At 73.8% G+C, this 12,756-nt stretch carries 8 protein-coding genes; 1 reads left to right on the top strand and 7 read right to left on the bottom strand.

Annotation, left to right across the window (positions count from 1 at the left end):
- Positions 1 to 32 precede the first annotated feature (32 nt).
- Both EKH77_RS02230 and EKH77_RS02225 read right to left on the bottom strand, forming a co-directional pair.
- Entirely contained in the window at positions 33 to 899 is an 867-nt protein-coding gene (locus EKH77_RS02230) for an ABC transporter permease (RefSeq protein ID WP_126912753.1), read from the bottom strand.
- A gap of 51 nt (positions 900 to 950) precedes the next feature.
- Entirely contained in the window at positions 951 to 1,958 is a 1,008-nt protein-coding gene (locus tag EKH77_RS02225) for an ATP-binding cassette domain-containing protein (protein ID WP_126912752.1), read from the bottom strand.
- A 224-nt stretch (positions 1,959 to 2,182) separates the two neighbouring features.
- Between EKH77_RS02225 and EKH77_RS02220 the strand changes: the two genes are divergently transcribed.
- Complete coding sequence (locus EKH77_RS02220; protein WP_126912751.1) at positions 2,183 to 3,052, top strand: N5-glutamine methyltransferase family protein; 870 nt, start codon at positions 2,183 to 2,185, stop codon at positions 3,050 to 3,052.
- 72 nt (positions 3,053 to 3,124) lie between these two features.
- Here the strand turns inward: EKH77_RS02220 and EKH77_RS02215 are convergent, their stop codons facing one another.
- The 5 genes from EKH77_RS02215 to EKH77_RS02195 are packed head-to-tail and all read right to left on the bottom strand — an operon-like array spanning position 3,125 to position 12,719.
- A complete protein-coding gene (locus EKH77_RS02215; protein ID WP_126917835.1) occupies positions 3,125 to 8,353 on the bottom strand; it encodes a type I polyketide synthase in 5,229 nt (1,742 codons plus the stop codon).
- 60 nt (positions 8,354 to 8,413) lie between these two features.
- Positions 8,414 to 10,534 (bottom strand): aminodeoxychorismate synthase component I, encoded by a 2,121-nt coding sequence (gene pabB / locus EKH77_RS02210; protein WP_126912750.1) that lies wholly within the window; start codon positions 10,532 to 10,534, stop codon positions 8,414 to 8,416.
- Complete coding sequence (locus EKH77_RS02205; RefSeq protein WP_126912749.1) at positions 10,534 to 11,292, bottom strand: thioesterase II family protein; 759 nt, start codon at positions 11,290 to 11,292, stop codon at positions 10,534 to 10,536. Before EKH77_RS02205 ends, pabB begins: the two co-directional genes overlap by 1 nt.
- A gap of 45 nt (positions 11,293 to 11,337) precedes the next feature.
- The gene (locus EKH77_RS02200; protein WP_126912748.1) at positions 11,338 to 11,532 is read right to left on the bottom strand and encodes a ferredoxin; all 195 of its coding nucleotides are present in this window, start codon (positions 11,530 to 11,532) and stop codon (positions 11,338 to 11,340) included.
- Positions 11,532 to 12,719 carry a cytochrome P450 gene (locus EKH77_RS02195; RefSeq protein ID WP_126912747.1) on the bottom strand — a complete coding sequence of 396 codons (1,188 nt, stop codon included), beginning with the start codon at positions 12,717 to 12,719 and terminating at the stop codon, positions 11,532 to 11,534. The genes EKH77_RS02200 and EKH77_RS02195 overlap by 1 nt, the downstream gene beginning before the upstream one ends.
- Between the last annotated feature and the right edge of the window lie 37 nt (positions 12,720 to 12,756).

Below are 12,756 nucleotides of genomic sequence, written 5' to 3'. Positions count from 1 at the left end.
GCAGCGTCGTGTAGAGGTGAGGGGAAGAACCGTCAGAGCGGACGCCGGAACCCCAGCACCGCGGCCACGGCGCCCACCACGGCGATGAAGCCGCTGATGAGCACCGCGGGCAGCGCGGCGTCGGCGCCCGGCACGTCGAGGGCCAGGGCGCGCGTGGCGTCGATGGCGTAGGTCAGCGGGTTGACCTCGGCGACCACCCGGAGCCAGGCGGGCAGGTCGTCGACGGGCACATAGGCGCTGGAGGCGAACATCAGGGGGAAGATGGCGATGATCGCGAGGTTCTGCATGGGCTCGGCGCGCCGCAGCCAGGCGCCGGCCGCGATGAACGCCCACCCCAGCGTCCAGCTGATGAACAGCGTCAGCCCGGCGGAGGCGGCGAGTTCGCCCGCGCCGCCCTTGGGGGAGTAGCCGAGCACGGTGATGCCCAGCAGCAGGATGATGACGACCTGGATCGCGCTGCGCACGAGGCTGGAGATGCTGCGGGCGATGAGCAGCGAGCTGGGGTGGATGGGGAGGGAGCGCAGCCGGGCGACGATGCCGTTCTTGAGGTCGTCGACGAGGCCGACGCCGCTCTGCATGGCGGACTGGACGGCGTTGTCGATGAGGACGGCGGGCAGGACGAAGTCGAGGTAGCTGACGCCCTTGGGGAAGTGGGGCGGGTGGCCCATCTTGCTGAAGACCTGGGTGAGGACGAAGAGGATGATCACGGGCTGGATCAGGCCGAACAGGACCGTTCCGGGGTCGGTGGCCATCGCCCGGAGGGATCTGCCGGTGAGCACCCGTACCTGGCCGAGCATGGAGCTGCCGGCCCAGGCGGTGGGGCTGCCCGGGCGGCCGGGGGCGTGGGCGACCGGCGCCGCCGTGCCCTCCTCGGGGGTCCGGGTGAGCGGTGCGGTCATGGAGTCTCCACAGTGAACGCGAGCATGCGAATGGGTAGGTGTGGGTGGGGGTTACGGGGCGACCGCCGGTGCCGTCGGCCGGGGGCGGGTCTGCTGGTCGGCCAGGGCCAGGTAGACGTCGTCGAGGCTGGGTTCGCCGAAGGACAGTTCCGTGGCCTCGATGCCCGCGTGGTCGAGAGCCCTGATGACGGCCGCGATGTCCTTGGACGCCTCGATGGCGATGACGACCGTGCCGTTCTCCCGGTCAGGGACCGGTTCCATCCCGGCGCGGCGCAGGGCCGCGGCGGCGGCGTCCGGGCCGGCGGCCGGGTCGGGGGTGACGGTGACGGTGCGCTGGCCGACGGTGGCCTTGAGCTCGGCGGCCGTGCCGCCGGCGATGACGGATCCGGCGGAGAGCACCGTGATGGAGTCCGCCAGCCGGTCCGCCTCGTCGAGGTACTGGGTGGTGAGCAGGACCGTGGTGCCCTGGGCGACGAGCCCTTCCACGATCTCCCACAGCCTCAGTCGGCTGGACGGGTCGAGCCCGGTGGTGGGTTCGTCGAGGAAGATGACGTCCGGTTGGCCGACGAGGCTCGCGGCGAGGTCCAGGCGTCGGCGCAGGCCGCCGGAGTAGGTGCCCGGCCGGCGGGTCGCGAAGTCCTGGAGCCCGAAGAGCTCCAGGAGTTCGTCGGCCCTGGCCCGGGCGGACCTGCGGTCGGCGCCGAGCAGCCGGGCGATGAGGACGAGGTTCTCCCGCCCGCTGAGCTGGGCGTCGACGGAGGCGAACTGGCCGGTCAGGCCGACGCGTCGGCGGACCTCGCGGGGTTCGCGCGTGACGTCGAAACCGGCCACCCTGGCCCGGCCCGAGCTGGGCGGCAGGGCGGCCGCGAGGATGTTGACGAGGGTGGTCTTGCCCGCGCCGTTGTGGCCGAGCAGGGCGAGGACGGTGCCCCGCCGGGCGGTGATGTTCACCGAGTCCAGTGCGCGTACGGAACCGAAGACCTTGCCCACGTCCTCGGTCTCGATCATGATGTCGTCCCCGGCCATCGGGGCGTCGACAGGTACGGTGAGCCCACTCATGGCTGATCTCCCGCAGATGGATGAGATGGATGAGATGGATGAGATGGATGAGATGGCGAAAACGCCGTGATTTTCGAGTGATTTCCGACAGCGAGCATGCGGGAACCGGGAGTTGACCGGCCACCGGCCGTAACACGAAAAGTCTCGGGTCTCACCTAGGGCTGTCGGGTGCATGGTTGCAGCTTCGGCGTCCGTCGACCGATGGCCGCGCAGAGGGAGGATCCATGGCACGAGAGCCCCTCGGGGAATTGTTGGACGAGGCGGTGGCGATCATGCGCCGCAAGGGGCATCCCGCCCCCCGGGGCGAGGTCGAGGAGATCGCCGCCCATGTGCTCGGCAGAAAGGTGGGCGAGCTGGTCGCGGACTTCGAACCGCACGACCGGGTCGCCGCGAAGTTCCGCAGGCTGGTGGGGCGCCGGGCCGACGGGGCGCCGATGGGCCACCTGACCGGCCTCGCCGAGCTCGGCGGCGTCGAGGTGGCGGTGGGCCCCGGGGTGTTCGTCCCCCGCCCGCACAGCGAGCTGGTGCTCGCCAGTGGGCTGGCGGCCGTCGCGGAGGTCTCCGCGCCGCTCGTGGCCGACCTGTGCACCGGCTCGGGCGCGATCGCGCTGGCCCTGGCCCACCGGCGGCCCGACGCCACCGTCCACGCCGTCGACTTCGACCCGCTGGCGCTGGACTTCGCCCGCCGCAACCGCGAGCGCCGCGTCAAGCTGGGCGACACCCCGATCGTCCTCCACGAGGCGGACGTCACCCGCCCCGGGCTCCTGGAGGAGCTGACCGGGCGGGTGGACCTGGTGGTGGCGAACCCGCCGTTCATGCCGGACGGGGCGGAGGTGCCCCCGGAGTTCGGCACCCACCAGCCCCGGCAGGCGATCTTCGGCGGGCCGGACGGGCTGCGGGTCATCCGGCACGTGGTCGCGGCGGCCGAGCGGCTGCTGCGGCCCGGGGGCGGGTTCGTCGTGGAGCACGGGCACGTCCACGGCGAGTCCGTGCCGGAACTGCTGCGGGCGGGCGGCCTCTTCACCGAGGTGTCCACCCACGCCGACCACGACGGCTGGCCCCTGTACTCCCTGGCCCGGCGGGCCGGCGAGTAGGGGGCCGGGTGAGGGCGCGCCGGCCCCGGGAACGGGCGCCGGCGCATCATCACCCCCCACTCGTCAGCCGGATCACTCCCCGTCCATCAGCCGGAACAGCTCTTCATCGCTGGCCGAGTCCAGGTCCAGCCCGCTCTCCGGCACGTCGGCCTCGGGCGTGGTCTCCGGGCCCCAGCGGGTCGCGAGGGCCCGCAACCGGGCCGCCGTCTCCGCGTTGACCGTGACGCCCGTGGAGAGCAGGTACTCCAGCTCGTCCACCAGGCCGGTCACGCCGCGCGGGGACCGGGTGGCCGCCTCCTCCAGGCGTTCCCGCAGCAGGGCGACGACGGCGTCCGGCGTGGGGTGGTCGAAGACCAGCGTCGCCGGGAGCCGGACGCCGGTCGCCTCGATGATCCGCCCGCGCAGCTCGATCGCGTTCACGGACGTGACGCCCATCTCCGTGAAGGGCTGCGCGCCGGCGTCCTCGCCCTGCGGCCCGTGCCCGCCGAGGGCGGCGGCCACCTCGGCCAGGACCAGGCCCAGGAGCAGCTCGTCCCGCTCCGGCCCGTCGAGCCCCGCCAGCCGCTCCCGCAGCGGGGACGCGCCCGTGTCGTCGACGGCGGGCGTCGAGGGGACCACAGGCGGCACCGGGGGCGCGGTGGCCGTGGCCGCCGAGCTCACCCAGTACTCGCGACGCTGGAAGGCGTACGTCGGCAGGGGCACCGGTACGGCAGTCGGCAGCACGACCCGCCAGTCGACGGACGCGCCGTGGGCGTGGAGCCGGGCCGCCGCGGCGAGCGCGGCCCGCGCCTCGTCCTGACCCGTCGTCAGCGTCGGGACGATCGCGACGGCCCCCGGCCGGCCGGGCGTCGCCTGGACGCACTCGTCGATCATCGGCGTGAGCGCCGGGTCCGGGCCCAGCTCCAGGAAGCACGTCGTCGCGGCCGGACCGACCCGCAACCGGTCGACGGCGTCCTTGAAGCGCACCGCCTCCCGGACGTGCCGCACCCAGTGGCCGGGGTCGCGGGCCTCCTCGGCGGTCAGCGGACGGCCGGTGAGGGCCGAGACGACCGGAACGACCGGGGCGGCGAAGGACAGGCCCTCGACGACCTCCCGGAACTCCGCCAGCATCGGCTCCATCAGCGGCGAGTGGAAGCCGTGGCTCACCACGAGCTGCCGGGTCTTGTGCCCGGCGGCCGCGAGCCGGTCGGCGAGCCCGGTGAGCGGGCCCTCCGCCCCCGACAGCACCACCGAGCGCGGCCCGTTCACCGCGGCGACGGACACGCTGTCGGCGAGCCCGGCCAGCCACGGCGTCAGCTCGTCCTCGGCGATGCGGACCGCCACCATCGTGCCGCCCGGCGGCAGCGCCCCCATCAGCCTGCCCCGGGCCGCGACCAGGGCGCAGGCGTCCCGCAGACTCAGGACTCCCGCCACATGGGCGGCGGTGATCTCGCCGACCGAGTGGCCCACCAGATGGTCCGGGACCACTCCCCACGAGGTGAACAGCCGGTGGAGCGCGACCCCGACGGCGAACAACGCCGGCTGGGCGTACGCGGTGTCGTCGAGGAGCCCGGCCTCCTCCGAGTCGGGGGCCGCCCACATCACCGAGGTGAGCGGCCGTTCCAGCAGCGGGTCGAGGGCCGCGCAGACCTCGCGCAGCGCCGCGTCGAAGACGGGGAATGCCGCGGCGGCCCGGCGGCCCATGCCCAGGCGCTGGCTGCCCTGGCCCGTGAAGACGAACGCCAGGTCGCCGGGCGCGCTCTCGTCGCGTACGACGCCGGGCGCGCGCTCGCCGCCGCCGAACGCGGCGGTGGCGGCCAGCAGTTCCTCGCGTGAGGCGCCGGTGACGACGGCCCTGTGGCCATGCAGGGCCCGGGTGGTGGCCAGGGCGTAGCCGATGTCCCGGGCCGGCAGGGCGGGGTTCGCCCGCGCGTGCTCGGCCAGCCGCAGCGCCTGGGCGCGCAGGGCCGCGTCGGTGCGGGCGGACAGGACCCACGGGACGGCCGTCCCCTGGTCCTCACCGGAAAGTTCCACGGAGTCCGAAGCCGGCGGTTCCTCCAGGATCACGTGCGCGTTGGTGCCGCTGATCCCGAACGAGGACACGCCCGCCCGGCGCGTCCGCCCGTCCTCCCGGGGCCACGCCCGCGCTTCCGTCAGCAGTTCCACCGCACCCGCCGCCCAGTCCACGTGCGAGGACGGCTGGTTCACGTGCAGGGTCCCGGGCAGCACGCCGTGGCGCAGCGCCAGCACCGTCTTGATGACACCGGCGACACCGGCGGCCGCCTGCGCGTGGCCGATGTTCGACTTGACGGACCCGAGCCACAGCGGCCGGTCCGCGTCCCGGTCCCTGCCGTACGTGGCCAGCAGCGCCTGCGCCTCGATGGGGTCGCCGAGGGCGGTGCCCGTGCCGTGGCCCTCCACGGCGTCGACGTCCGCCGCCTTCAAGCCGGCGTTGGCGAGGGCCTGGCGGATGACGCGCTGCTGGGAGGGGCCGTTGGGGGCGGTGATGCCGTTGGAGGCGCCGTCCTGGTTGACGGCGGAGCCCCGGACGACCGCCAGCACCGGGTGGCCGTTGCGACGGGCATCACTCAGCCGCTCCAGCAGGAGCAGTCCCGCGCCCTCGGACCAGGCCGCGCCGTCGGCGGCGTCCGCGAAGGACTTGCAGCGCCCGTCGGGGGACAGGCCGCGCAGCCGGGAGAACTCCACGAAGGACGCCGGTGTCGCCATGACCGCGACCCCGCCCGCCAGGGCCAGGGAGGACTCCCCGGACCGCAGGGACTGGCACGCCAGGTGCAGGGCGACGAGCGAGGACGAGCAGGCCGTGTCGACCGTCAGGGCCGGGCCCTCGAAGCCGTAGGTGTAGGCGACGCGCCCGGACAGGGCGCTCGCGGCCGTGCCGATGCCCAGCAGCCCCTCCAGGCCGGCCGCCGCGCCCGCCCGGTCGGTGGCGTAGTCGTGGTACATGGCGCCGGTGAAGACGCCCGTGCGGGTGCCCTTGAGGGTCGTCGGGTCGATGCCCGCCCGTTCCAGGGCCTCCCAGGAGATCTCGAGCAGCAGTCGCTGCTGGGGGTCGGTGGCCAGGGCCTCCCGGTCGGAGAGGCCGAAGAAGCCCGCGTCGAAGTGGCCCGCGTCGTGGAGGAAGCCGCCTTCCCGCGCGTAGGAGGTGCCCCGGTGCTCGGGGTCGTCGTCGAAGAGCCGCTCGAGGTCCCAGCCGCGGCCCGTGGGGAAGCCGGAGACCGCGTCGGTGCCGTCGGCGAGGAGGGCCCACAGCTCCTCGGGGGAGTTCGCGCCGCCGGGCAGCCGGCAGGCCATGCCGATGACGGCCACGGGCTCGCCGGGGTCCGCGCCGTGCGCGGGGACGGCCTCCGGTGCCGTCTCCTCGGCGGGGCAGCCGGTCAGGGCACGCGCCACGGCGAGCGGGGTGGGGAAGTCGAAGGCCAGGGTGGTGGGCAGGGGCAGGCCCGTCGCCTCCTGGAGGAGGTTGCGCAGCCGGATGGCGAGGACCGAGTCGAGGCCCAGGTCACGGAAGGTCGCCTCCGCCCGCACCTCCGTCTCCGCGTCCGCGAGCACGTCGGCCACGCATGTGCGGACGAGGTCCAGCGCCTCCTCGACCGTGCACGGCCGCCGGTCCGGGCCGTCGCAGACCGGGCCACGGGCGATCTCGCCCGTGGCGAGCGCCTGCTCCAGTGCCCGGCGGTGGAGTTTGCCGGCGGGGGTGAGCGGGAGCTCCGGCACCGTGACCACCTCCAGCGGGATCTTGTAGTCGGCCACGCCGCGCCGCCGCAGGAAGTCCGTCACCTCCGCGAGGCCGGGCGCGGGACCGGCCTTCTCCGTGACGACCAGGCAGGGGTATTCGCCGAGGCGGGCGTCCGGCACACCCAGGACGGCGAGGGGGCCGATGCCGGGGAGGTCCGCGAGCAGGCCCTGGACCTCCGTGGCGTTGAACTTCCGGCCGCCCACGTTGACGATCTCGGCCGACCGGCCGTGGAACGCGACCTGCCCGTCCGTGCCCAGGGCGGCCTGGTCGCCGGTGCGCAGCCAGCCGTCGTCGGTGACGGCGGCGCGGGTGAGCTCCGGCTCGCGGAAGTAGCCGCGGAACATCCCGGGGCCGCGGTAGCGCAGTTCGCCGACCGTGCCCGGGGGGAGGTCGCGGCCGTCCTCGTCGACGACGCGGATCTCGGCGCCGCTCGTGGGCAGGCCCACGCTGCGGGTGGCGACGTCGGCGGGGTCGTCGGCGCGGGTGCGGGTGCCGGTGCCCAGTTCGGACATCCCCCAGACGACGACGAGCGCGCAGTCGAGCGCGTCCCGCACGCCCGTGACGAGCGCGCCGGGGATGGCCGCGCCCGCCGTGCGCACCTCGTGGGGCCGGAAGCCGGCCGGTTCGCCGGTCTCGGCGAGCCGGGTGACGACGTCGTGGAGCTGCGCGGGGACGGCGAAGACGACGCTCGGGCCGGCCTCCCGGGCCAGGGCGAGGAAGCGGTCGGGGTCCCAGGACCCCAGCAGCACCTGCCGGCAGGCGGCGAACAGGGCCGAGTGGAGGGACTGGAGGCCGAAGAGGTGGGTGAGGGGGCAGGCCGTGACGACCGCGCGGGCGAACGCCTCCGGGGCCTCGGCGGTGACGGCCGAGGTGTTCGACAGCAGGCCGTCGTGGCTGTGGAGGCAGATCTTCGGCCGGGCGGAGGTGGTGCCGGAGGAGGGGACGAGCACGAACGGCATGTCCGGGGTCACGGTCACGGGGTGGGGGGCGCTGCCGGACCAGGTGGCCAGCAGGGTGTCCAGCCGGGCCGTGCCGGGCCCCTCGTCCCCCTCACCGGCCGTCCCTTCACCGGCCGCCCCTTCGTCGGCCGCTCCGGTAAGCAGGACGGTCCGGAGCGAGGGCACGGTCCGCAGGAGGTGATGCACCATCAGTTCATGCTCGCCGTCGCCGACTTGAGTGGCAGCGGGGAGGACGGCGAGCGCGGGCTCCACCCGGCTCAGCAGGGCGTGGACGTCCTTGGGGCCGTTGCCCTGGTGGACGGGCAGCAGCACGGCGCCGACGGCGGCGACCGCCAGGTGGAGGGTGGGGAACTCCCAGCTGTTGGGCAGGTGCGCCGCCACCACGTCGCCGGGCGCCACCCCGAGCTCCTGGAGGCCTCTGGCCAGGGCGTCGACGTCGGCGTGCCACTGCCGCCAGGTCCAGGAGCGGTCCCCGTCGACGAGGGCCACCGCGTCGGGGGCGGCGCTCACGGCGGCCTGGAACACGTCCGGGAGTGTGAAGCCGCCCAGGGCGCCGGGGGAACCGGCCGGCGGGTCGATCGTGTAGTCGGTGGTGCGGACGGGCATCGTCACTCCCGGAGGTTCAAATGAGGGCGCCGGTGTCGCCGGCCGGGCCCGGTGCGGCGGTCAGAGGTGGGTCGCGGGCGCGCGGCCGGGGAATTCGGCGCCGAGCAGCTCGAGCAGCGGTGTGGCCTTCACCGCCGTCTCCTCGAACTCCGCCTCCGGGTCCGACAGCGCGATGATCGCGCCGCCCACGCCGTAGCGGAGGACGCCGCCGCTCAGTACGACGGTGCGGATGACGATGCTCAGGTCGGCCGCGCCGGTCAGCGAGAAGTAGCCGATGGCCCCGGAGTAGACGCCCCGGGGGCCGTCCTCCAGCCGGTCGATGATCTGCATGGTGCGGATCTTCGGCGCGCCCGTCATCGAGCCGCCGGGGAACGCGGCCCGGACGCCCGTGACCGCGCAGTCGTCCTCCCGGAGCCTGGCCCGGACCGTGCTCACCAACTGGTGGACGGTGGCGTAGGACTCCACCTGGAAGACGGGGGACGCCGTGACCGAGCCGATCTCGGCGCAGCGGCCCAGGTCGTGCCGGACCAGGTCGACGATCATCAGGTTCTCGGCGCGGTCCTTCTCGCAGGAGGCGAGCTCCTCGACGAGGGCCGCGTCCTCCTCGGCGCAGCCGCCGCGCGGCCGGGTGCCCTTGATGGGCTTGGACTCCATCAGCCCGTTCCGGTCGATGCGCAGGAAGCGCTCCGGGGAGGTGCTGAGGACGGACAGGTCCGCGAAGCCGAGGTAGGCGGCGAAGGGGGCGGGGCTGGTGCGGCGCAGGAAGCGGTACGCCTGCCAGGGGTCGAGGTCGGCCTCCGCCTCGATCATGTTGGTGAGGCAGACCTCGTAGGTCTCGCCGGCCTTGATCTCCTCCTGGCACGCGGCGATGAGCTTGAGGTAGGTGTCGCGGTCGTGCCGCAGCCGGATCCCGGTGGTGCCGGGCGGCACGGGCCGGTCGCAGGGGCCGGGGGCGTGGCCGGCGGCCCCGGCGAGGAGGTCGGCGGTGGTGCGCAGCCAGGCGCGGGCGGGCGCCTCGTCGGTGTCCTCGGCGAGGGCCAGCAGATGGGTGGTGTCCGTGCGGTGGTCGAAGACGACGGCGCGGTCGGCGAAGACCATCACGGCGTCGGGCTCGGCGGGCCGGTGCGCGGCGGCCCCGTCGCACTCGGCCTTGAGCTCGTAGCCGAGGTAGCCGACCCAGCCGAGGGCGAAGTCGAAGGGCAGGCCGGGGGTTTCGACGCGGGCCGTGCGCAGGTCCCGCTCCAGCCAGGTCAGGAAGTCGCCGGGTACGGTCCGGGCGGGTTCCGTGGTGGCGGTCACGGTGACGGTGCCCCGGGCGACGTCGGCGGTGGCGACGCGGGCGAGGGGGCCGGAGGCGTCGCCCATGACGGAGAGTTCGCCGAGGGGGCCGCCGGTGCGGCTGCTGTCGAGCCAGAAGGGGTGGTTCCCGGTGCGGAAGAGCCGGTCGAAGACGACCTCGGGGTCCCAGCGGGTGGCGAGGGACTCGGTCAGCACGCGCAGCCGCCGGGTGGGGGCGGCGTGCTCCGCCGGGGCGGGCGCGGTTCCCGGCGTGGTTCTCGTCGCCGCCGTTCTGGCTTCGGCGCGGGGGGTGTTGGTCGCGCGCTGGTGGTGTTCCGTCAGCTTCCGGAAGTTCTCCAGGATGCGATGGCCGCCCTGGGTGCTGATGGACTCGGGGTGGAACTGAACCCCCCACAGGGGGAGGGTGCGGTGGCGCAGGGCCATGACCACGCCGTCCGGGGACCAGGCGGTGGGTTCGAGGTCGGGGGAGAGGTCGGTGACGGCGAGCGAGTGGTAGCGGACGACGTCGAGGGGGGAGGGGAGTCCCTCGAAGAGGCCGGTGCCGTCGTGCCGGACGGGGGAGACCCGGCCGTGGCGGGGTTCGGGCGCCCGGCCGACGGAGGCGCCGTGGGCCAGGGCCATGCCCTGGTGGCCCAGGCAGACGCCGAGGACGGGTATCCGGCCCTCGGCGGCGATCTCCGCGCAGAACCCGAAGTCGGCGGGCCGGTGGGGGGTGCCGGGGCCGGGGGAGAGGACGACGTTGTCGAAGGCGCCGAGCAGCTCCGGGCGCCACGCCGGGTCGTCGTTGTGGATGACCTCGGGCTCTTCGCCGTTGACCTCGGACAGGTAGTGGAAGAGGTTGTAGGTGAAGGAGTCGTAGTTGTCGACGAGGAGCGTGCGCATCAGAGTTTCCCGAGTTCGCGGGCTATCTCGGCGTTCACGGCCACGTGATTGCCGGTGAGGAAGAAGTGGCCGCCGGGGAACACCTCGAGCCGGAACTCCCCTTCGGTGTGCCGCTCCCAGGCCTTGGCCTCGTCCAGGGAGGTGCGGGGGTCGGCGTCGCCGGTGAGGACGGTGACGGGGCAGCGGACGACGCGGTCCTCGGGGCAGCGGTAGGTCTCGATCGCGGTGTAGTCGCCGCGGATCGCGGGCAGGGCCATCCGCAGGATCTCCTCGTCGCCGAGGACCCCGGCGTCCGTGCCGTTGAGGAGCTTGAGTTCGGCGATGACGCCGTCGTCGTCGCGCTGGTGGACGGTCTCGGGGCGGGAGGTGGAGGGGGCCCGCCGGCCGGAGGCGATGACGGCCCTGGGGGCGGACGCCGCGCCCTTGTTCTCCAGCCGCCAGGCCACCTCGAAGGCGAGGACGGCGCCCATGCTGTGGCCGAAGTAGACGGTGGGCTTGTCGTCCAGGTCCAGCAGCCGGTCGGTGATCCGGTCGGCGAGGGTGGCGATGTCGGTGACGCAGGGCTCGTGGCGGCGGTCCTGGCGGCCGGGGTACTGCAGGGCGATGACGTCGACGCCGGGGGCGAACCGGGCCGAGACGGGGTGGAAGAAGCTGGCCGAGCCGCCCGCGTGGGGGAAGCAGACCAGCCGGGTGGTGGCGGTCTCGGCCGGGTGGTAGCGCCGGGCCCACAGGGCCAGGTCGTTGTCCGCGCTGTTCAAGGGCTCGGGTCCTTTCTCGGTGGGGGTGGCGGGGCGTTTCGCGGGTCAGTCCTCGTGCACGGTGATGGCCCGTGCCGGGCAGAGGTCGCCCGCCCGCCATACGGCGTCGGTGAGTTCGGCGCCGGGTTCGGGGGCCAGGACGGTGACGAGTCCGTCGTCGTCCTGGTCGAAGACGTCCGGGGCGGTCAGCACGCACTGGCCCGCGCCGATGCAGCGCTCGTTGTCGGCGGTGACACGCATCAGGAGCTCTCCCACTGGACGGGCATCTCGTGCAGCCCGAAGAGTACGACGTCGTGCTTGAAGGCCAGTTCCTCCACGGGGACGGCCAGCCGGAGGGTGGGGATGCGCTCGAAGAGCCTGCGGTAGGCGATCTCCATCTCGACGCGCACCAGGTTCTGGCCGAGGCACTGGTGCATGCCGTAGCCGAAGGCCACGTGGTGGCGGTCGGTGCGGGAGGGGTCGAAGGCGTGGGGGCAGGCGAAGACCTTCTCGTCGTGGTTGGCGGCGGCCACCAGCGGGATGATGCCCTCCCCGGCCCGGACGAGCTGCCCGGCGATCTCCACGTCCTCGACGGCCACCCGCAGGGAGACGATGTCGGCCACCGAGTGGAAGCGCAGCGTCTCCTCGACGACGCGGTCGTCGCCGATCCACTGGGGGTTCTGCAGCAGGGTCATCACACCGAGCGCGATGTTGTTGGCCGTGGTCTCGTGGCCGGCGATCAGCAGGAGCAGCAGGACGCCGGACAGCTCGTGGGGGGCGATGGTGCCGGTGGCGAGGAGCCTGCTGACCAGGTCGTCCTGGGGCCACTTCGACTTGATGTCGATGAGCCGGTTGATGTAGCGCAGGAGTTCCTTGGTGGCGGTGTCGCGCTGCTGGTCGGTGGAGGAGCGGATGGCGACCAGGGTGCGGGTGCGGGACTCGAAGAAGTCGCGGTCCACCGGGGGCACGCCCAGCAGGGCGGAGATCACCAGCGAGGGCACGGGCAGTGCGAAGTCGGCGACGAGGTCCGCGGAGTTCCCGGAGGCGAGCAGCTCGTCGATGAGCTTGTCGACGGTCTCCTCGATCGCCGGGCGCATGGCCCGGACCCGGCGCACGGTGAACTCGGGGATGAGCGCCTTGCGGAAGCGGTCGTGCTCGGGGGAGTCCATGCCCACGAACCAGCCGGGGATCTGCTCCTGCTTGGGCACGCCCATGGTCTCGCTGATGTTGGGGAAGCCCTTGTGGTCCGGGTTGGAGCTGATCTTCGGGTTGGTGAAGACGGCGCGGACGTCCTCGTGCCGGGTGACCAGCCAGCACTTGTTGCCGTTGGGCAGGTAGGAGAGGACCAGCCCCTCCTGTTCGCGGTAGGTCGTGTACCGGGGAGGCGGGAAGGCCTCGCCGGGCTTGCGCAGCGGGAAGTCGACCACCATCGGGTCGGCGTGCGTCATGTCGGAGAACTCATTCCCTCGTGGCGTGCCTGCGGGT

This window comes from Streptomyces luteoverticillatus (assembly GCF_003970715.1).
Classification (GTDB): Bacteria; Actinomycetota; Actinomycetes; order Streptomycetales; family Streptomycetaceae; genus Streptomyces; species Streptomyces abikoensis.
Note: the sequence above shows the minus strand (reverse complement) of the source record. Positions and strands in the feature narration are given on the sequence as shown.

Coding starts and splice junctions, on each gene's coding strand:
- EKH77_RS02230 (WP_126912753.1), bottom strand. CDS start 899: ATGACCGCACCGCTCACCCGGACCCCCGAGGAGGGCACGGCGGCGCCG.
- EKH77_RS02220 (WP_126912751.1), top strand. CDS start 2,183: ATGGCACGAGAGCCCCTCGGGGAATTGTTGGACGAGGCGGTGGCGATC.
- EKH77_RS02225 (WP_126912752.1), bottom strand. CDS start 1,958: ATGAGTGGGCTCACCGTACCTGTCGACGCCCCGATGGCCGGGGACGAC.
- EKH77_RS02195 (WP_126912747.1), bottom strand. CDS start 12,719: ATGACGCACGCCGACCCGATGGTGGTCGACTTCCCGCTGCGCAAGCCC.
- pabB (WP_126912750.1), bottom strand. CDS start 10,534: ATGCGCACGCTCCTCGTCGACAACTACGACTCCTTCACCTACAACCTC.
- EKH77_RS02200 (WP_126912748.1), bottom strand. CDS start 11,532: ATGCGTGTCACCGCCGACAACGAGCGCTGCATCGGCGCGGGCCAGTGC.
- EKH77_RS02215 (WP_126917835.1), bottom strand. CDS start 8,353: ATGCCCGTCCGCACCACCGACTACACGATCGACCCGCCGGCCGGTTCC.